Origin of the sequence: Marinobacter iranensis, from assembly GCF_029207565.1 — a bacterium.
Taxonomy (GTDB): Bacteria; Pseudomonadota; Gammaproteobacteria; order Pseudomonadales; family Oleiphilaceae; genus Marinobacter; species Marinobacter iranensis.
The window spans coordinates 40518-59114 of record NZ_JANCMW010000014.1; the positions used below are offsets into that span (position 1 = coordinate 40518).

18 protein-coding genes and 1 pseudogene are annotated in these 18597 nt (G+C 58.3%); 12 read left to right on the top strand and 7 right to left on the bottom strand.

Annotated elements, in window-relative coordinates:
• Window positions 1-30: 30 nt before the first annotated feature.
• Complete coding sequence (gene moaC / locus NLU14_RS18435) at window positions 31-519, top strand: cyclic pyranopterin monophosphate synthase MoaC (protein ID WP_275709315.1); 489 nt, start codon at window positions 31-33, stop codon at window positions 517-519.
• A gap of 110 nt (window positions 520-629) precedes the next feature.
• Window positions 630-1244 (top strand): GTP cyclohydrolase II, encoded by a 615-nt coding sequence (gene ribA, locus NLU14_RS18440; RefSeq protein WP_275709317.1) that lies wholly within the window; start codon window positions 630-632, stop codon window positions 1242-1244.
• An 18-nt stretch (window positions 1245-1262) separates the two neighbouring features.
• Here ribA and dxs read toward each other — a convergent pair whose 3' ends face one another.
• The 4 genes from dxs to NLU14_RS18460 form a co-directional block, all read right to left on the bottom strand.
• A complete protein-coding gene (gene dxs / locus NLU14_RS18445; protein WP_275709319.1) occupies window positions 1263-3197 on the bottom strand; it encodes a 1-deoxy-D-xylulose-5-phosphate synthase in 1935 nt (644 codons plus the stop codon).
• A gap of 135 nt (window positions 3198-3332) precedes the next feature.
• Window positions 3333-4232: a polyprenyl synthetase family protein gene (locus NLU14_RS18450; protein WP_275709321.1), complete on the bottom strand. Its 900-nt coding sequence runs from the start codon at window positions 4230-4232 to the stop codon at window positions 3333-3335.
• Complete coding sequence (locus tag NLU14_RS18455) at window positions 4232-4486, bottom strand: exodeoxyribonuclease VII small subunit (protein ID WP_275709323.1); 255 nt, start codon at window positions 4484-4486, stop codon at window positions 4232-4234. The genes NLU14_RS18450 and NLU14_RS18455 overlap by 1 nt, the downstream gene beginning before the upstream one ends.
• A gap of 47 nt (window positions 4487-4533) precedes the next feature.
• Entirely contained in the window at window positions 4534-5319 is a 786-nt protein-coding gene (locus NLU14_RS18460) for an NRDE family protein (protein ID WP_275709325.1), read from the bottom strand.
• 83 nt (window positions 5320-5402) lie between these two features.
• On the opposite strand from NLU14_RS18460, the gene NLU14_RS18465 reads away from it, so the two are divergent.
• The 4 genes from NLU14_RS18465 (at window position 5403) to NLU14_RS18480 (ending at window position 8801) form a co-directional block, all read left to right on the top strand.
• Window positions 5403-6197 (top strand): sulfite exporter TauE/SafE family protein, encoded by a 795-nt coding sequence (locus NLU14_RS18465; protein ID WP_275709327.1) that lies wholly within the window; start codon window positions 5403-5405, stop codon window positions 6195-6197.
• Between the two features lie 15 nt (window positions 6198-6212).
• The gene (gene lgt, locus NLU14_RS18470; protein ID WP_275709329.1) at window positions 6213-7001 is read left to right on the top strand and encodes a prolipoprotein diacylglyceryl transferase; all 789 of its coding nucleotides are present in this window, start codon (window positions 6213-6215) and stop codon (window positions 6999-7001) included.
• The gene (locus tag NLU14_RS18475) at window positions 6998-7837 is read left to right on the top strand and encodes a thymidylate synthase (RefSeq protein WP_275709331.1); all 840 of its coding nucleotides are present in this window, start codon (window positions 6998-7000) and stop codon (window positions 7835-7837) included. The genes lgt and NLU14_RS18475 overlap by 4 nt, the downstream gene beginning before the upstream one ends.
• A gap of 448 nt (window positions 7838-8285) precedes the next feature.
• Window positions 8286-8801, top strand: coding sequence for a dihydrofolate reductase (locus NLU14_RS18480; RefSeq protein WP_275709333.1), 516 nt, complete (start codon window positions 8286-8288; stop codon window positions 8799-8801).
• Here NLU14_RS18480 and NLU14_RS18485 read toward each other — a convergent pair.
• Both NLU14_RS18485 and paaX read right to left on the bottom strand, forming a co-directional pair.
• Complete coding sequence (locus NLU14_RS18485; protein ID WP_275709335.1) at window positions 8792-10309, bottom strand: DEAD/DEAH box helicase; 1518 nt, start codon at window positions 10307-10309, stop codon at window positions 8792-8794. The two genes, NLU14_RS18480 and NLU14_RS18485, sit on opposite strands and share 10 nt — an antisense overlap.
• A gap of 263 nt (window positions 10310-10572) precedes the next feature.
• The gene (gene paaX / locus NLU14_RS18490; protein ID WP_275709337.1) at window positions 10573-11535 is read right to left on the bottom strand and encodes a phenylacetic acid degradation operon negative regulatory protein PaaX; all 963 of its coding nucleotides are present in this window, start codon (window positions 11533-11535) and stop codon (window positions 10573-10575) included.
• 307 nt (window positions 11536-11842) lie between these two features.
• On the opposite strand from paaX, the gene NLU14_RS18495 reads away from it, so the two are divergent.
• From NLU14_RS18495 to NLU14_RS18520, 6 genes and pseudogenes are all read left to right on the top strand, one after another.
• Window positions 11843-13000, top strand: coding sequence for an ABC transporter substrate-binding protein (locus tag NLU14_RS18495; RefSeq protein ID WP_275709339.1), 1158 nt, complete (start codon window positions 11843-11845; stop codon window positions 12998-13000).
• 79 nt (window positions 13001-13079) lie between these two features.
• Complete coding sequence (locus tag NLU14_RS18500) at window positions 13080-13955, top strand: branched-chain amino acid ABC transporter permease (RefSeq protein ID WP_275709341.1); 876 nt, start codon at window positions 13080-13082, stop codon at window positions 13953-13955.
• Window positions 13955-14962 (top strand): branched-chain amino acid ABC transporter permease, encoded by a 1008-nt coding sequence (locus tag NLU14_RS18505; RefSeq protein ID WP_275709343.1) that lies wholly within the window; start codon window positions 13955-13957, stop codon window positions 14960-14962. The genes NLU14_RS18500 and NLU14_RS18505 overlap by 1 nt, the downstream gene beginning before the upstream one ends.
• Window positions 14959-15717, top strand: coding sequence for an ABC transporter ATP-binding protein (locus NLU14_RS18510; RefSeq protein WP_275709344.1), 759 nt, complete (start codon window positions 14959-14961; stop codon window positions 15715-15717). The genes NLU14_RS18505 and NLU14_RS18510 overlap by 4 nt, the downstream gene beginning before the upstream one ends.
• Window positions 15718-15755: 38 nt before the next feature.
• A pseudogene (locus NLU14_RS18515) lies at window positions 15756-16184 on the top strand (hemerythrin domain-containing protein); the annotation flags it as partial.
• Between the two features lie 210 nt (window positions 16185-16394).
• Window positions 16395-17099: an ABC transporter ATP-binding protein gene (locus NLU14_RS18520; protein WP_275709481.1), complete on the top strand. Its 705-nt coding sequence runs from the start codon at window positions 16395-16397 to the stop codon at window positions 17097-17099.
• Between the two features lie 92 nt (window positions 17100-17191).
• On the opposite strand, the gene NLU14_RS18525 is transcribed toward NLU14_RS18520, so the two are convergent.
• The gene (locus tag NLU14_RS18525; protein ID WP_275709347.1) at window positions 17192-18574 is read right to left on the bottom strand and encodes a sodium-dependent transporter; all 1383 of its coding nucleotides are present in this window, start codon (window positions 18572-18574) and stop codon (window positions 17192-17194) included.
• Window positions 18575-18597 lie beyond the last annotated feature (23 nt).

Consider the following 18597-nt stretch of genomic DNA (forward strand, 5'->3'; position numbering starts at 1 on the left):
CACCTTCATCAATGATCACCGGGAGACCCTGTGAGCAAACTGACGCATCTTGACGATAAAGGCGCCGCGCGCATGGTGGATGTGACCTCCAAGGCCGTCACCGAACGTGAGGCCAGGGCAGAGGCCCTGATCCGGATGGCGCCGGAAACCCTGGCAATGATTGTGGAGGGCCAGCACCCCAAGGGGGACGTACTTGCGGTGGCCCGGATTGCCGGCATTATGGCTGCCAAGAAGACCCATGAACTGATTCCACTGTGTCACGCGCTCAACCTGACCTCGGTCAAGGTGGACCTGACGCCGGGCGACGACGGTGCCTCCGTTCATATCGCTACCCTGTGCAAGCTCTCCGGGCAGACAGGCGTGGAGATGGAGGCATTGACAGCCGCCAGCGTGGCAGCTCTGACCCTGTACGATATGTGCAAGGCCGTCGATCGCGGCATGGTGGTGGACAATGTTCGCCTGTTGGAGAAGAAGGGCGGTCGCAGCGGCCACTGGTCTGCTCCAGGCTCCGGATCGTAAGTGCTGTATACATCAGCCTAACCGGAGGAATGACCGTGCAGAGACTACGCCAGGAAGGTGGCCACGTGATAGAATGCGCGGCCCGATTGACTGAACCACGAGGAAGCACTGTGGCCGTTCGTTACATCCAGACATGCCGGTTGCCAACCCCCTTCGGCGTTTTCGACATGCACGGTTTTGAAGAGCCGGACACCGGGAAGGAACATGTGGCGCTCACGCTGGGTGATCTTGGCAGTCCCGAGCCAATGCTGGCACGGACTCACTCGGAATGCCTGACCGGCGATGCGCTCTACAGCATGCGGTGTGACTGTGGTTACCAGTTGGAAGAGGCCCTGCGCAGTATTGCCCGGGAAGGTCGCGGTATTCTGATGTATCTGCGTCAGGAAGGGCGTGGTATTGGTCTGCTGAACAAGATCCGTGCATACAACCTCCAGGACCAGGGCGCTGATACAGTCGAGGCCAACGAGCAACTCGGATTCGCGGCGGACCTGCGCGACTACAGTATGTGCCGGGATATGCTGGAGCATCTCGGCATCCACAGCCTGAAGCTGATGACCAACAATCCCCGCAAGGTCGACGCCCTCACCGAACTGGGAATTGAGATTGCCGAACGTGTGCCGCTGCACGTGGGGCGCAACCCCCACAATGAGCATTACCTGAACACCAAGCAGAGCAAGCTTGGCCACTGGTTCGAGACCCACCAGGACGACGACCCCGCCGTCTGATTTTTTCCGGTAACCTGCTTACTGAACCGCCTTGAGCGACTGGTTGTATTTCATGCGCTCCAGGCGGGTTTCAATGGAGCCCTGAATACCTTCAGCGTCCAGGCCACAGGAAGACAGCAACTCCCCGTGCTTGCCGTGGTCGATGAAGGTGTCTGGCAGGCCAATCTGCAGTACCGGCTGGCTGACATCATGACTGTTGAGCAACTCCGTCACGGCACTGCCGGCACCGCCGGCGATGGCGTTTTCCTCGATGGTCACCAGCAGGTCGTGTTGCTCTGCCAGCGACAGGATCAATTCCTTATCCAGCGGCTTCACAAACCGCATATCCGCCACGGTTGCGCCCAGTGCCTTCGCCGCTTCCATGGCAGGCGTCAGCAGGGTGCCAAAGTTGAGGATGGCAATGCCTGAACCCTCTCTTACCACACGCCCCTTGCCGATGGGCAGGGGGGCCAGTTCCCGGACAATCTCGGCGCCGGGGCCGGTTCCGCGTGGGTAGCGTACCGCTGCGGGACCCTCGAACAGCATGCCGGTATGCAGCAACTGTCGGGTTTCATTTTCATCGGACGGCGTCATCACGATCATATTGGGGACGCAACGCAGATAGCTGATGTCAAAGGCGCCGGCATGGGTGGGGCCGTCTTCGCCCACCAGGCCGGCACGGTCAATAGCGAACAACACATCCAGGTTCTGTATGGCCACGTCGTGGATCACCTGGTCGTAGGCGCGCTGCAGGAAGGTTGAATAGATGGCAACCACCGGTTTGGCGCCATCGCAGGCGAGGCCGGCGGCCAGGGTCACGGAATGTTGTTCAGCGATGGCGACGTCGAAATAGCGGTCCGGAAAACGCTGGGAGAAGGCCAGCAGGTCCGAGCCTTCGCACATGGCCGGGGTGATGCCCACGATGCGTTCGTCGGCCTCCGCAGCGTCGCACAGCCACTGGCCAAAGACATTGGCGTACTTCGGCTTGGACGGTTTGGGTGCGACCGGCTCTGGCTTGCTGGGCGGCACCGGTTCGATCTTGTTGATGGCGTGGTAGCCGATGGGGTCCGCCTCGGCCGGGGCAAAGCCCTTGCCCTTGGTGGTGACCACGTGGAGGAATTGTGGCCCGTCCAGCTCGCGGATGTTTTCCAGGGTTTCCACCAGCAGCGGCAGGTCGTGACCATCAATGGGGCCGATGTAATTGAAGCCGAGTTCCTCAAACAGGGTGCCCGGAGAAATCATGCCCTTGAAGTGTTCCTCGGTCTTGCGGGCCAGGGCCATCAGTTGTGGCGTGCCCTGCAACACACGCTTGCTGCTGTCGCGAACCTGGTTGTAGGTGCGGCTTGCCAGCAGTTTGGCGAAATAGTTCGACAGCCCCCCCACATTGCGGGAAATCGACATGTCGTTATCGTTGAGGATAACCAGCATGTTGGCATCCAGGTGCCCCGCGTGGTTCAGTGCTTCAAAGGCCATGCCGGCGGTCATGGCACCATCGCCGATGATGGCAATACTCTTGCGGCCAGTGCCCTGCATGCGGGAGGCAATGGCCATGCCCAGGGCGGCACTGATGGAGGTGCTGGAATGCCCCACGCCGAAGGTGTCGTATTCACTCTCGGCCCGTTTCGGGAAGCCTGCCAGGCCCCCCTTGCGGCGAATGCTGTTCATGCGCCCCTTACGACCGGTCAGGATCTTGTGAGGATAGGCCTGGTGGCCAACATCCCATACCAGGCGATCTTCCGGCGTATTGAACACATAGTGCAGGGCAACGGTCAGTTCCAGAACGCCAAGGCCGGCACCGAAGTGGCCGCCGGTCTGTCCCACTGACCACAGCAGGAACGCGCGAAGCTCCCGTGCCAGTTGGGTCAGCTGATCCGCTGCCAGCTCACGCAACTGCCCGGGAGTGTCAATCCTGTCCAGCAGCGGCGTGTTGGGCCGTTGGGACGGGATTTCCTTGAATGTATATGTATCCTGCATCTGCTCGGGTCTTTTCCGGGTGGTCAAAATGTAAGTTCTATTATAGGGGATGAAGGCACCCGGTTTCATACTGATTGGGCCAGCCGGGCCCTTCCAGTCCTTCATGGTCAGTGTGCATGCCAGTGCGGCCGTGGATCAATGGGTGCGGGCCACCACGTAACCGGCCATGTCCCTGAGTAGGTCACCTTCCTTGCCGAAGCCTTCCAGACTGGCCAGCGCGGACTCCAGCAACTGCGACAGGTAGTCCCTGGCACCGGCGGTTCCCAGCAGCGACGGGTAGGTTGGCTTGGCGCGGGCAAGGTCCGATCCCTGGGGTTTGCCAATCACCGTGGTGTCGCCTTCGATATCCAGCAGGTCGTCCTGTACCTGGAATGCCAGCCCAAGGGTTTGTGAATAAATGGTAAGGGCTGCCAGTTGGTCTTCGGTCACATCCGCAGCGGTCAGGGCGCCCATTCGCACACTGGCAGCAATCAGGGCTCCGGTCTTGTGGCGGTGCATCTTCTCCAACTGCTCAATGGTCAGGCTTTTGCCCACGGATTCCAGATCGATCGCCTGGCCCCCAACCATACCCAGGTGACCGCTGGCGGAGGCCAGTTCGCGGATCATCGCCAGGCGAACCTGATCGACCAGCCCTGGTGCTTCAGCCAGCCAGCCGAAGGCCATGGTCTGCAGGGCATCGCCCGCCAATATGGCAGTGGCCTCGTCAAAGGCAATGTGGGTGGTGGCGCGGCCCCGGCGCAGTTCGTCATCGTCCATTGCCGGAAGGTCATCGTGAATCAGCGAATAGGCGTGGATCAGTTCCAGGGCGCTCGCAGGAACAATGGCATTTTCGTGCGCCTGTCCAACGGCTGCCGCAGCTGCCAGGCACAGGGCGGGGCGAATACGCTTGCCCCCGCCCAGTACGCTGTAACGCATGGCCGCCTGAAGGCGCTCAGACCCGTTGCCAGCGGAGGAAAGCTGACGCTCCAGCTCCGCATCAATCCGGTTGCGGCAGTTGTCCAGGAACGTCGTCAGGCGGGTGTTCGGTGTTGGCATCAGGCAGATTCGTCCGGGGTAAAAGGTCTGGTTTCCAGAGTGCCATCGCTGTTCTCAACCAGTTGTTCCACTCGCTGCTCCGCAGTCTTGAGCGCCTGCTGGCATTCGCGGGTAAGCTTCACACCGCGTTCGAAAGCCGTGAGTGACTGCTCCAGGGACAGTTCGCCCTGTTCCAGGTCGTGGACCAGCTTCTCCAGTTCATCCAGGGATTTTTCAAAGTCGGCGATGGACGCCGCGCTTTTCTCACCGGCCATAGGGGCCTCCGGTTGCTTCGCGGAATTTGGCGGATTATATCAAAGCTTCAGGCAGACCGCTGCCAGCGGAACCGCCTTATGTCCTCCTTTTCACCTTCAGGGCCCCAACCCTGCTCTGTCACCCGGATATCACCGGAAGCACTGACAGTGACCACGGTGGTCGCCCGGGTGCCGTAATCGCTCCCAACAATAAAGGGCGATGACAAAAAGCGCTCCGTGTCCCTGCCAACGCCGGTGTCCGGTAATTCTTGGTCCGGTGCAGGCGTGGTGTCCTGCAAGCGCTCGATAAGACGCTGATGGAGTTCATCGGTATTTTCTGAAGAGGCATCCTCAAGCAGGCTGGTTACTGAGTTCCGGAGCCGGAGCAGTTTTGGCCAGGGGGTTTGCAGAAGGTGATTGCTCAGGCCGTAGGTGCCCCGGTGAACATGGCGCCCGGGGTGGGCATCGCGGTTGCTGAAATACCAGCCGGCCTGTCCGTCCAGCCTGACCAGATTGAACCCGGAATAACGTCCCTTGTGTTGTTGCAGTCGGGCTTCCAGGGCGTTGTTTTCTTCGGCCAGCGCCAGTAACGGAAGCTCGCCCCGGGAATGGGTGCCTTGTACCTGGGTGCCTTCCCTCACATTGGTGACAGCAGAGACCTGGCCGGCACCATCCACAGCCAGCCAGGTGCCCCCGGACAGCAGGTCACGGCCAGCCAGCACATCGCGACCTGCGGTCTCGCTATACCACCAGTCCATAGTTGCTGTGGGCCTGCGAAAGAACTCATCGCGATTGGCGGCGACCACCAGGGGGAAGGCGGGATGCTGGCGCACGGAAAAAACAATCAGGCACATGGTGGGCTCATCAGTGGCGAGTGAACAAAAGGGCGTCGGTGTGTATCATACCAGCCTGATTTGTTGTCTGCGTGTGGCTGAGTATGACCCTGATTGCTGTAATTGGCCTGTATCTCGCCCTGGGAGCCCTCGCGGGCACCATGGCCGGCCTCTTTGGTATTGGCGGCGGGCTGGTGATTGTCCCTGTCCTGATCTTCAGTTTCGACCTTCAGGGCGTTAGTGGCGACATCACCGCCCACTTGGCCGTTGGCACGTCTTTGGCGACCATCGTCTTTACGTCCCTTAGTTCCATACGTTCCCACTCCCTTCACAAGGCCGTTCGCTGGGACGTTTTTCGCCCTATGACGGCAGGCATTGTCGTCGGTGCTGTCCTCGGTGCCTGGACAGCCTCCATGCTCAGTGGTGAGGCCCTGGAACTGATCATCGGCGTGTTTGTCATCCTGGTGGCGCTGAAAATGCTGTTCGGCGCAAATCCGACACCCGGCCGCGATGTGCCCGGTTCCGTTGGCCTGGGCAGTGCCGGCGCCGGTATCGGCTGGGCGTCGGCCATTTTTGGTATTGGCGGCGGTACGCTGACTGTTCCGTTCCTGAGTTGGTGCAACGTACGAATGCAGCAGGCGGTAGGGACCTCTGCCGCCTGCGGGCTCCCCATTGCCATCGCTGGCGCACTTGCAAATATCGGTACCGGCTGGCGGAACCCGCATCTGCCGGAACTCAGTTTGGGGTTCATTTACCTGCCGGCGTTGCTGGGTATTGCCCTGACCAGTGTTTTGTTCGCCCGTGTCGGGGCCAACCTGGCTCACCGCCTGGACGCGGCCCTGTTGAAAAAAATCTTCGCCATCGTGTTGATCGTGGTGGGTATCCGCTTCCTGTTATGACCTGAGGGGTTATTGATGCTTCAGCATCCGCAAATCGATCCGGTGGCCATCGCCATCGGGCCTTTGAAAATACACTGGTATGGCTTGACCTACCTGGTCGGATTTCTCGTGGGCTGGTGGTTGGGGCGCCTCCGCGCGCGTAAACCCTGGTCACCGATCACCGAAGTCCAGATGGGGGACATGCTGTTCTACATTGCCCTCGGTGTCATACTCGGTGGCCGCTTCGGCTATGTGATCTTCTACAACTTTGGTGCCTTTGCGGCGGATCCATTGATGTTGTTCCGGGTATGGGAAGGCGGCATGTCCTTCCATGGTGGCCTATTGGGCGTGATGTTTGCCATGTGGTGGTTCGGCCGCAAGGTGGACCGAACCTTCTGGCAAATAGCGGACTTCGTCGCGCCTCTGGTACCGGTGGGTCTGGGCGCTGGCCGCATCGGTAACTTCATCAACGGTGAACTCTGGGGCAAACCAACGGACGTTCCCTGGGGCATGCTCTTCCGCACCGCTCCGGACGCCCTGGCAAGGCACCCGTCCCAGCTTTACCAGTTCGCCCTTGAAGGCGTCGTATTCTTCATTATCCTGTGGTGGTTTTCCTCCAAACCACGCCCCCGCATGGCGGTGTCCGGCCTGTTCCTGGCATGCTACGGCGTCTTCCGCTTCCTGGTGGAATTTGTTCGCCAGCCGGACCCGCAACTGGGCTACCTGGCTTTCGACTGGCTGACCATGGGGCAGGTGTTGTCATTCCCGATGATTGTTGCGGGCGTTGCACTGATGGTTTTTGCATACCGGAGAAACGCTGAATGAAAGCCTATCTCGACCTGATGAAAGACGTGGTAGACAACGGCATGGACCGCGGTGACCGCACCGGCGTCGGTACCCGCTCGGTGTTCGGTCGCCAGATGCGCTTCAACCTACAGGAAGGCTTCCCCCTGGTGACCACCAAGAAAGTTCACCTGCGCAGCATCATCCAGGAACTGTTGTGGTTCCTTCAGGGCTCAACCGACAATAACTGGCTGAAAGAACGCAACGTGTCCATATGGAACGAATGGGCGCTGGAGAATGGCGATCTGGGCCCCATCTACGGCAAGCAGTGGCGTAGCTGGCAATGCCCGGATGGCAGTACGGTGGACCAGATCAGCGATGTGATCGACCAGATCCGCAACAAGCCCAACTCCCGCCGGCTAATTGTGTCCGCCTGGAACCCGGCAGAACTCCCGGACGAATCCATTGGCCCCCAGGACAACGTCCGCCAGGGCCGCATGGCGCTGGCCCCGTGCCACTGCCTGTTCCAGTTCTACGTCGCCGACGGCAAACTCTCCTGCCAGCTCTACCAGCGCAGCGCCGACCTGTTCCTGGGCGTGCCGTTCAATATCGCGTCGTATGCGTTGCTGACCCACATGATCGCCCAGCAGTGTGATCTGGGTGTCGGGGAGTTCGTGCATACGTTTGGCGACTGTCACCTGTACCAGAACCACCTGACCGACGACATTGTCTTCGAGCAGTTGAAACGGTCGCCCCGGGCGTTGCCTAAACTGGTGATCAAACGGAAGCCTTCATCGATCTTTGAGTACGAGCTGGAGGATTTCGAGTTTGACGGGTATGAGCCTTATCCCGGGATTAAGGCGCCTATTGCTATTTGACCTTTTGGCCTGGTTTCCGGCCCTTTGGTTTCGGGGGCTGCAGGTCAGCGGGTGGGGCTTTCAGGAAAACGCCTCAAGACGTCCGTGTGCGGCTTGGGCTCCGCCATCCATGGCTCCGCACATTTCCTGAAAGCCCCACCCGCTGACCTGCGACGGAACAACAGAGTTCGATTATCTGCAAGGTTAAGCCAGACTAAGGGGCTATTTCGAATTAAGCTCAGTTAAGTGCTCTATCCCGCAATGATCGTGGATCAGCTGACTGTATCGTTGAATCGTGAGAGGGCGGGAAGACGTGTCCAAAAATGTGCGGAGCCATGGATGGCGGAGCCCAAGCCGCGCATGGATGCCTTGAGGCGTTTTTTGGACACGTCTTCCCGCCCTCTTGCAGCCCCCGAAACCCCGAGGGCCCCGGATCCGGGCAGCTCCCAAGCAAGAGGATAAACAACCAATGAGGAAAGCCCTGATAGTGGCCATGTCCCAAAACCGGGTCATCGGCCGTAATAACAAGCTGCCATGGTATCTGCCGGGGGATCTGAAGTACTTCAAGCAGGCCACCATGGGCAAGCCCATCATCATGGGGCGGAAAACCTGGGACTCTATTGGCCGGCCATTGCCCGGGCGGATGAACGTGGTTATATCCCGGAACCCGGAATGGGAAGCACCCGCCGGAACGGTCGCTGCAAAGTCACTGGACGAAGCGTTGGTGAAAGCTGAAGCTCAGGCCGAGATTGAAGGCGGAGACGAAGTGATGATCATCGGTGGCGGACAGATTTACGCAGAAGTCCTGCCGATGGTAGACCGGATCTACATCACCCAGGTGCACGCCGAGGTGGAGGGAGATGCGTTCTTTCCGGAAGTAAACTGGGAAGAGTGGGAAGAAATCGGACGGGAGGATTTCTCCGCGTCCGACAACAACCCATACGACTACAGCTTCGTAGTCTATCAGCGCACCAATCAGCCCTGACGGGGCGGGCGCTTACCGGCGGGCTTGCCGCCTTTGCCCGGGGGCTTGCCCTTCTGGCCGGGGCCGCCACGGCCCTTGGGGCCCTTCTTGAAGCCGGGTTTGAATCCTGGCTTGCCACCCGGGCGGCCACCGCCACCCTTGCGGTCACGACGTGGTGGTGCCGTCGCCGAAACAACTGGCAGTGCTTCTGGCTGCTCCAGGGGCAATGAGCCCGGCTGGGACGCCTCCAGATAGCAGGCCAGGGCTCCGGCTACCATCGCAATGTCCATATCGTTGCGTTCTGCAATCTCATCCAGCAGCGACATCGCCTTGGCCAGCTTGCCATCCTCGGCAAAGCCCAACAGTTGCGATTCAAACTGCTCCTCGCGCATTTTCTTCAATGCGTTTGGCGAGGGCAATTCGTAGGACTCCATCGGCGAGTTGGTGGCACGCTCAAGCGTACGTAGCCAGCTGCGCTCACGGGGAGTGACCAGCAGAATCGCCTTGCCTTCGCGGCCAGCGCGACCGGTACGGCCAACCCGGTGGATATAGGCTTCAGTGTCGTAAGGCACGTCGTAGTTGATAACGTGGGTAATGCGGGGCACGTCCAGGCCGCGCGCCGCTACGTCTGTGGCTACGATGATGTCCTTCTTGCCGCGCCGGAGGTCTTCCACTGTCTGCTCACGTTGACGCTGGTTCAGGTCGCCGTTCAGCGGTGCCACGGCATGTCCGCGGGCTGACAGTTTTTCCGCCAGCAGCGTGGTTTCCGCCTTGGTGCGCACGAAGATGATGGCGGCGTCCAAGGGTTCCACTTCAAGGATGCGGGTCAGGGCGTCCAGTTTGCGCTCGGCATACACCGGCAGTACAAATTGCGAGATGCGCTCTACCGTGCGGGTTTCGCTCTCGATTTTGACTTCCGTGGCATCGCGCAGATAGGTCTGGGCAACTTTCTTGATCTGCGGTGGCATGGTCGCGGAGAAGAGCGCGCGCTGGCAGTTTTCCGGGGTCTTCGCCAGAATCGCTTCCACGTCATCGATAAAGCCCATGCGAAGCATCTCATCGGCTTCGTCCAGCACCAGGGCCTTGAGGCTGTCCAGCTTCAGGGTGCCCTTGCGCAGGTGGTCCAGCATGCGGCCAGGGGTGCCCACGATCACCTGGGCGCCGCGGCGCAGGCCCTTGATCTGGGGGAAGAAATCCTGGCCACCATAGATCGGCAGTACATGGAAGTTACGGAACTTGCTGGCGTAGGTGGTAAACGCCTCGGCCACCTGAATGGCCAGCTCGCGTGTGGGCGCCAAAACCAGAATCTGCGGCTCCATGAGAGAGGCGTCAATGCGGCTCAGCAACGGCAGCGCAAAAGCGGCGGTTTTCCCGGTACCGGTCTGGGCAACACCCAGCAAGTGCTTACCGGCCAACAGCGCAGGAATAGTCTGGGCCTGTATGGGAGAGGGTTTTTCATAGCCGACGGCGGCAACAGCTTCAAGGACAGCTGGATCCAGGCCGAGTTCGGCAAAAGACAATTCAGACATTAATGTACTCGGAATTCGGAGGGTAGGGCATTGCAATGCAATGCATGTTGTGGCGGGGATTATAACTGGTTTGTTGTGTCTTTAACACGGCTAATGCCGGTGGGGCTGTAGGTAGTTGCCGGAGGGGCGGTTGTGTTGATGCCGGACATTCGGCAATTTGCAACCTGCAGTTTTGCCCTATGTAAAACTGCAGGTGAAAACCAGTTCCCTGACTTGGGCACTTGATATTGTGCATTCCAGGACAGGCTGGCTTCAGAGGTCGGTTATTCGGTTTCGGTCACGGCTTCACTAAAAGTACTTGAATCCCGCAGCCCCCCGAACCGCTTGTAGAACTTTTCACCCGGCCCAGGCAGAGGGCCGGAGGCATTTTCAAGGGTCCCGTCCAGCCACTGCTCGGCCCGCACATAGATCTGGCGGTACAAATTGCGGCAGAGTTGTTTGGCGCTGCGGCCTTCCCAGTCACCCGGCAACAGTTCGTCGGGCAGTAGTGGATCCCGAAGCAGAATCTTGCGGTATTCGTGGATTAACAGTATCCGGAGAATCAGACATTCCTCCGGGTTGAGGGTGTCTTCGGACTGTAGTTCGCGCCACAAAGGGCGGAACTGACTTAGAAAGCGTCGGTAGCGGCCTCCCAGCTCATCCAGATTCCAGCTTTCGCGAACCTGCAGGCGAAGTGCTCTGGGGCTTTTCTGCTCCATGGGCATGGTCTGCATCACGATGGTGTCGTCCAGAGCGCCCCATTCCTGCAGCATTGGAATCAGTTCGCTGCGGGTGTACCGAGGGTGTTCCATCAGGCCCGGAGCCATACTGCCAAAGCTGAGCCACTTGAGTTCCTCCCGGACTTTCTGGCGAAGCTCCGGCGATAGCTGATTCAGGTACACCAGGCACCAACTGCCACTCCATTCTTCGGTATCAAGGATGTATACGTGCTGAAAAGCCTGCTCGAACCGGCGCAGCCCGGGGCCGGTGAGGCTATAGTAACTGCATCGCCCTACCTTTTCCGTTTGCAGCCAGGATTCCTGAACCAGGCGATACACTGACGTGCGCACCAGCCGCTGGCTAATGCCCATGGGTTCTACCAGCTTCATCAGGCTGCCAAGCCAGACATTACCGCCACGAGGTACGATGGCGTCGCCGTAGATGGTAATGATCAGAGAGCCGGCTCGGAGTGGCCGCTTCTCCTGGAAGTTTTTGACGAGCAGTTCTAGTTGGCTTTTTGCAGTCATGGTCTGGGTTCGCAAATAAGAATCAATGAAACACGTTGTGTGTATTATGCGGGTCTTGTGTGTCAGGTAAAGGCTTGTCTCTCTGGTTGCTGTGCTGCCGCGTTGCGTGAGTGCTGGCTTTACTGAAAGGGTCTTGGTTGGACTCCCTGAAATCAGTTGACATAGTTGTTATGATACAATAACTTCATTTGATAATCGTCAAAGGTATCAAATTATACCGGCCGCGAAAAATCAGGATTGCTGTAATCCAGGGATGAAGGGACAAAAACACACTCAAGCCCCTGCACAATTCAGGAGAACAAAAACAATGCTTAAAACAATGATGCGTCGCGCAGGAAAATGCGCAGTAGTTGCTGTTGCCGGTCTCATGATGATGAGTGCGCAGGCAGCTGAGCCAATCAAAATCGGGTCGTTCCTGTCTGTTACAGGTCCGGCATCCTTCCTCGGTGATCCCGAGCTGAAAACCCTCGAGATGTACGTTGAAAAAATCAATGAAGAAGGTGGTGTTCTGGGGCGTCCGCTGGAGCTGATCCATTACGACGACGTTGGCAATGCCTCTTCTGCCCGTAACTTCGCCAGCCGTCTGATCCGGTCGGATCAGGTCGATATCATCGTGGGTGGCAGCACCACCGGTGCTACCATGGCAGCGGTCCCACTGATGGAGCAGGCTCAGGTCCCCTTTATCTCCCTGGCTGGTGCGGTAGTCATCACCACGCCGGTGAAAAAATGGGTATTCAAGACCCCGCAGTCTGACCGCATGGCGGCAGAGCGGATTCTGGCGGATATGAAAGACCGAGGCATCACCAAAATCGGCTTGATCTCCGGTACCGATGGTTTCGGCAGCTCCGGCCGTACCCAGACCCTGGAAGTGGCCGAACAGATGGGTATGGAAGTGGTGGCCGACGAAACCTACAGTGGATCTGATACAGACATGACCGCCCAGCTGACCAATATCCGTAACACAAAAGGTGTTGAAGCGGTTCTCAATTTCGGTTTCGGTCAGGGTCCGGCCATTGTGACCCGTAACTATGCCCAGTTGGGAATAGAGCTTCCGTTCTATCAGTCTCACGGCGTAGCGTCTGACAGCTTCCTGGAGCTGGCCGGTTCCGCGGCGGAAGGTCTTCGTCTGCCGGCGTCACCGCTGCTGGTTCCGGACTCACTGCCGGAAGACGATCCCCAGAAAGACGTGGTTCAGAACTACAAGTCTGAATACGAGGCTCGCTGGGATGCCAAGGTGTCAACCTTTGGAGCCTACGCTTACGACGGCCTGATGCTGGCGGTCCGTGCTATTGAAGAGGCGGGGTCGACGGATCCTGAGGCAGTTCGTGAAGCGTTGGAAAACATTGAGGGCTACGTTGGGGTAACCGGTGAATTCAATATGTCTCCGGATGATCACAATGGCCTCACTGCAGATTCCTTCCGCATTCTGGAAGTCCAGAACGGCAACTGGAAGCTGATTGACTGAATTCCCTTTCACCTGTCTCGCGGCTGGCGACTACCCGTTCGGGTAAGTCGCCAGTCGATGTTCGACCGGAATCACCGCTATGCTCGCAGAATTCTTACAGTACCTGTTCACCGGGATTACTATCGGCGCAACGTACGCCCTGATAGCCCTGGGTTTTACCCTGATCTACAACGCCAGCCATGTCATCAACTTCGCCCAGGGCGAATTCCTGATGATTGGTGGCATGGCGACGGTTTCCCTGACGGCCATGGGAGTGCCCATGGTATTTGCGGTCGTGCTGGCGGTCATTCTGGCGGGTGTGCTGGGGATTGCCCTTCAGCGCTTCGCCATTGCACCGGCCAAACAGGCCGATGTGGTTACCCTGATTATTATCACCATTGGTGCGTCGATCTTTATTCGCGGCATTGCTCAGATGGTCTGGGGCAAGCAGTATCATGTTATGCAAAATTTCAGTACCAATGAGCCTATCCAGGTTTTTGGTGCAGTGCTGAACAGTCAGAGTCTCTGGGTTCTGGGTGTCGGTGCGGTAATGGTGGTCGCATTGGTGTTATTTTTCACCAAGACATTGATTGGAAAGGCTATTCTTGCTACCTCCATGAACAAGGAAGCGGCGCGTCTGGTGGGTATCCGGACCCAGATGGTGCTGATGCTAGCTTTTATGGTGTCTGCGCTGCTTGGCTCGGTAGCCGGTATCGTGGTGGCGCCCATTACCTTCACCTCTTACGACATCGGTATCATCCTGGGCCTGAAAGGCTTTGTCGCCGCGGCTATTGGTGGACTTGGCAGCGGTGTAGGTGCTGTTGTCGGTGGCCTTACTCTTGGCATTGTTGAAGCCATGACGGCCGGCTACATCTCATCCGATTACAAGGACGCAGTGGCGTTTTCCATGATTCTGCTGGTGCTCTTTTTCATGCCCCGCGGACTCTTCGGTGCCAAAGTCGTGGAGCGTGTCTGATGCTGAACCGGTTTATGCAGTCGCGTCTCCGCGGGCTAATGGTCCTCGCACTAATCCTGATTATTCTTCCGGCTTTTCTGGGCAACCCGTTCCACTATGAACTGGTCATCCAGATGGCCATCATTGCTGCTACGGTTGTCGGCCTTAACCTGCTGGTGGGCTTTGCCGGCCAGATCAGTCTTGGTCATGCCGGGTTCTTCGGTCTGGGTGCTTACTTCACGGGTATCGCGACCGGGACCTACGGCTGGTCTTCTGTGCCGGCGCTGGTGGTCGGTGCCATTGCGGTTGGCATCATTGCCTGGGTTGTGGGTCGCCCGATCCTGCGACTGAAGGGCCATTACCTGTCCATGGCAACCCTCGCGGTAGGCTTCATTATTGCCATCATTCTGAATAACGAGCGTGCCATTACCGGTGGCCCGGACGGCATGCCGGTTCCCGCCCTGGACCTGTTCGGCTGGGAGCTCAGTACCTTTGGCCAGTATTCGTTGTTTGGACTGGACATTTCTGGCGTTCAGGCCTGGTATATCCTGGTCAGTGTGGTGCTTCTGCTGGCGGTCTGGTTCGCCCAGAACCTGATCGAATCGCCCATCGGCCGGGCTTTACGCTCCGTGAAAGGCTCGGAAGTAGCGGCTAGCGTGGTGGGAGTCGACACTGCGAAGTACAAAAGCCTCGTATTCGTGATTTCCGCCATCTATGCAAGCATCATGGGCGGCCTTTACGCCCACTTCCAGGGCTTTATTACGCCGGCGGTGGCAAGTTTCGAATTCTCCATTCTCTTTATCACCATGGTTGTTCTTGGCGGCATGGGCTCTACATTGGGTGTGATTCTGGGTGCCGTGGTGCTGAAACTGTTGCCCCAGGTTCTGGCGGATTTCCAGGAGCTGGAAACAGTGATGTTCGGCCTGATCCTGATGCTGACCATGATCTTTATGCCCAAGGGCCTGTTGCCCACCATCACCGCGATCGTTTCCAAAAGAATGCGCAAGAAAGCGGGAGGTGAGGCATGACAGCACTGGTTGAAGTAAAAGGGCTGGATAAGGCCTTTGGTGGTGTTCATGCTGTGGAAGGTGTCAGTTTCGCCGTGGAGGCCGGGCAGGTCTATTCGGTCATTGGCCCGAACGGTGCCGGCAAGACGACGTTGTTCAATCTGATTACCGGCCTCTACATCCCCACGAAGGGTGAGGTCCTGCTTAACGGAGAAAGTACCGCGAAACTCGAGCCGAACCAGCTTGCGGAACGGGGCATGTGCCGGACCTTTCAGCAGATGCAGATCTGCATGAATATGACCGCCATCGAGAATGTGATGCTCGGCCGACACCTCCAGCTCAGGAGCAGCCTGTTCACCACTCTGTTCAGGTTGCCGTCCCTGCGTCGCAATGAGATTGCCGCCCGCAAGCGTGCGGCGGATCTGATGGAATACGTCGGTTGTGGTGATTATCTGGATGCGGAAGCCTCCGCCATGTCCTACGGTGCGCTCAAGCGGCTCGAGATTGCCCGGGCGCTGGCGGCTGAACCAAAGGTCATCCTGTTGGATGAGCCGGCGGCAGGCCTGAACGCCACGGAAACCGCGGCACTGGAGGAGTTAATTCGGAAAATCGCGGCTCAGGGCATAACCGTGATGTTGGTTGAGCACGACATGAAACTGGTGATGGGAATATCCGACCGCCTGCTGGTGCTTAACTATGGTCGCGTTCTGGCCGAGGGCATTCCCGAGGAAATCCGTCAGAACCCGGACGTTATCGCCGCCTATCTGGGTGGCTGAGCAAGGAGACATTTCACATGAGCGAGCAACACACTGAAATGGCGCCTGCCCAGTCACGCAGTGAGCAGGCCGTCCGAATTATCGTTCAGGAGCATCAGGCACTGTGGCGGATTCTGGATCTGCTGGATCAGCTTCTCAGCGATATGAACGTGAACGAACAGCGCCCCGACGAGCGACTGTTTAAAACGATCTTTGATTACATTCAGCATTTTTCCCAACGGGTTCACAGCACGCCCACGGATATTGAGCTGTACAAGCGGCTTGGTCAGAAATCCCCTGAGACCGCGCCTCTGTTGGAGAAACTGGCCAAGGGTTACGTGATCGGGCACGAAAAGCTTATGGAGTTGCGCCAGCTGCTGGAGAGTTGCATGGAGGGCTGGCCAGAGGGGCGTGAAGAGTTCAGTCATGCCCTGGCACGTTTCACCGAATCCTTGCGTAAGCACATCCGTAAGGAAGAAGGGGTGGTCATTCCCCGCGCCCGGAAACTGCTGACCGAGGAAGACTGGGAGCAAATTGTTGCGTCCCGGGATGTTGAGAACGATCCACTGTTCGGCGAACGGGTCCGGGAAGAATTCCGGGAATTACGCCACCAGATTGTCAGCTACACTCCGGAGCAGTTCGGAGGGCTGGGGCTCAAGCACGCAGACCAGGTGACCGCACCTCACGCAAAGCAGGAGATGCTGTCCATCAAGGGGCTGGCTACGTCCTATGGCCAGATTGAAGTGCTGCATGATGTGGATATCCATATCAACAGTGGTGAGATCGTCTCGCTTGTGGGTGCCAATGGTGCCGGCAAGTCTACCCTGCTGATGACCATCTCCGGATTGCAGCCGACGGACCGCGGTGTGATCACCTTTGAGGGCAAGGACCTGGCGAAGGTTCCTGCCGATCAGCGAGTGGCCGATGGCATTGTGCAGGTACCTGAGGGCCGGCAGGTGTTCAAGGATCTCAGTGTCCATGACAACCTCCTGCTGGGTGCCTACACCCGTGGCAAGACGCCAGAGGTCATGGACGATCTGGAGCGCATGTACACGAAGTTTCCCATACTTCGCCAGAAGCGCCATAACCTGGCCGGTGAGCTGTCCGGTGGTCAACAACAGATGCTGGCCATGGGGCGGGCACTGATGGCCAAGCCAAGACTGCTGCTGATGGATGAGCCCAGCATGGGCCTGGCACCGTTGATTATCGAAGAGATCTTCAACATCGTAAAAGAGTTGAAGGAAGAGGGTATTACCATCTTTCTGGTCGAACAGAATGCCTCCCAGGCCCTGGCATTGGCAGACCGGGGTTATGTGCTTGAAACCGGTAAGGTGGTGATTGAAGGCACCGGCCGGGAACTGCTCAGTAATGAGAAAGTCCGTGAGGCGTACCTGGGCATGTAGTGTTTTCCCGGTTTTTTACGAAAACAGCCACGAAAAGCCCCGCACGGAGGCGGGGCTTTGGCGGTTCACGATCTGTGGGCTTTTGGGCTCTGTCAGATGAGGTTGTAAAGGAACACTACCGCGATACCGGCGGGTGTCAGATACCGGAGCACAAACATAAAGGCCCTGAAGGCACCGCCTTGCAGGCCGATGTCCGCTGGCAGACCTTCCCGCTTCATGGCCCAGCCTGCGAACAGTGCAATGGTGAGTCCGCCCAGGGGCATCATCAGGTTGGAGACCAGGAAGTCGAGGAGGTCGAACACGGTCTTACCTTCAAAGAATGCGATGAAACCCAGCGGATGCAGGTCCTCCCACACGTTGAACGACAGCACCGTACCGATGCCGATAAACCAGATTGCCAGTCCGCCACCCAGCGCACTTTTGGCCCGGCCGACTCCTTTGTGTTCTTCCAGCCATTCCACCACTGGCTCCAGCATGGAAATAGCGGAGGTAATGGCCGCTACCAGTAGCAGGGCAAAGAAGAGGGTGCCGAAAAGTGCGCCGCCGCTCATCTGACCGAAAGCCAGTGGCAGAGTCACGAAGATCAGGCCGGGGCCTGTCCCGGGTTCAAGACCATTGGCAAACACCAGCGGAAAGATGGCGAGCCCCGCGAGCAGTGCCACACTGGTATCAAGAACGGCGATGGTCATCGCGGTTCTGGCAATATTGATGTTCTTCGGCAGGTAGGAGCCATAGGCCATAAGCACGCCAATCCCGATACTGAGAGTAAAGGCAGCATGGCCCAGAGCTGTAAGAACGCCGGCGGTGGACAGCTTGCTGAAATCCGGAGAGAACATGAAGCTCACTGCCCGACCAAAACTGCCACTGTTCATGGCATAGAGCACCATGACAACCAGCAGCACAAACAGCAGCGGCATCAGCATGTTCACGGCTTTCTCAAGCCCTGAGCGAATGCCACGGCCAACGATAAACACCACAATCGCCATGAACACGGAGTGCCACAGCAACAACTCCCAGGGGTTTGCGAGTAGCCCGCCGAATTGGCCGCCAATGGCCTCGGCGTCTGCACCGGTAAACAGCCCTGTAGCGGCCTTGCCAATGTAAACCAGGGCCCATCCGCCGATCACGGCATAGAAAGATAACACCAGGAAGGACGCGATAACGCCGTTCCAGCCGATGACTCTCCAGCCCCGGGCCGTACCCTCGGCCTGGGTCAGGGTACGCATGGTTGCCACAGGGCTCTGGCCGCCCCGGCGGCCGATCATGGTTTCAGCGATCAAGACCGGCACGCCAATAAGAAAAATACAGGCGAGATAGACAAGGACGAAAGCGCCACCGCCGTTCTCACCGGTAATGTAGGGAAACTTCCAGATGTTCCCGAGGCCGACTGCCGAGCCCGCAGCAGCAAGGATGAAGGCCATCCGTGAAGACCAGAGGTTATTGGCCTGCTGGTGTGGTTGGGTATTCTGACTCATTGGGGTCTCCGGTTAGTTGTTTT

What these genes read in the sequence shown, in the direction of transcription:
- lgt (WP_275709329.1), top strand. Translation starts at nt 6,213, where the DNA reads ATGCTTCAGCATCCGCAAATCGATCCGGTGGCCATCGCCATCGGGCCT.
- NLU14_RS18485 (WP_275709335.1), bottom strand. Translation starts at nt 10,309, where the DNA reads ATGTCTGAATTGTCTTTTGCCGAACTCGGCCTGGATCCAGCTGTCCTT.
- NLU14_RS18480 (WP_275709333.1), top strand. Translation starts at nt 8,286, where the DNA reads ATGAGGAAAGCCCTGATAGTGGCCATGTCCCAAAACCGGGTCATCGGC.
- NLU14_RS18520 (WP_275709481.1), top strand. Translation starts at nt 16,395, where the DNA reads ATGCTGTCCATCAAGGGGCTGGCTACGTCCTATGGCCAGATTGAAGTG.
- NLU14_RS18500 (WP_275709341.1), top strand. Translation starts at nt 13,080, where the DNA reads ATGCTCGCAGAATTCTTACAGTACCTGTTCACCGGGATTACTATCGGC.
- dxs (WP_275709319.1), bottom strand. Translation starts at nt 3,197, where the DNA reads ATGCAGGATACATATACATTCAAGGAAATCCCGTCCCAACGGCCCAAC.
- NLU14_RS18460 (WP_275709325.1), bottom strand. Translation starts at nt 5,319, where the DNA reads ATGTGCCTGATTGTTTTTTCCGTGCGCCAGCATCCCGCCTTCCCCCTG.
- NLU14_RS18525 (WP_275709347.1), bottom strand. Translation starts at nt 18,574, where the DNA reads ATGAGTCAGAATACCCAACCACACCAGCAGGCCAATAACCTCTGGTCT.
- NLU14_RS18465 (WP_275709327.1), top strand. Translation starts at nt 5,403, where the DNA reads ATGACCCTGATTGCTGTAATTGGCCTGTATCTCGCCCTGGGAGCCCTC.
- NLU14_RS18495 (WP_275709339.1), top strand. Translation starts at nt 11,843, where the DNA reads ATGCTTAAAACAATGATGCGTCGCGCAGGAAAATGCGCAGTAGTTGCT.
- NLU14_RS18510 (WP_275709344.1), top strand. Translation starts at nt 14,959, where the DNA reads ATGACAGCACTGGTTGAAGTAAAAGGGCTGGATAAGGCCTTTGGTGGT.
- paaX (WP_275709337.1), bottom strand. Translation starts at nt 11,535, where the DNA reads ATGACTGCAAAAAGCCAACTAGAACTGCTCGTCAAAAACTTCCAGGAG.
- NLU14_RS18455 (WP_275709323.1), bottom strand. Translation starts at nt 4,486, where the DNA reads ATGGCCGGTGAGAAAAGCGCGGCGTCCATCGCCGACTTTGAAAAATCC.
- NLU14_RS18505 (WP_275709343.1), top strand. Translation starts at nt 13,955, where the DNA reads ATGCTGAACCGGTTTATGCAGTCGCGTCTCCGCGGGCTAATGGTCCTC.
- NLU14_RS18450 (WP_275709321.1), bottom strand. Translation starts at nt 4,232, where the DNA reads ATGCCAACACCGAACACCCGCCTGACGACGTTCCTGGACAACTGCCGC.
- NLU14_RS18475 (WP_275709331.1), top strand. Translation starts at nt 6,998, where the DNA reads ATGAAAGCCTATCTCGACCTGATGAAAGACGTGGTAGACAACGGCATG.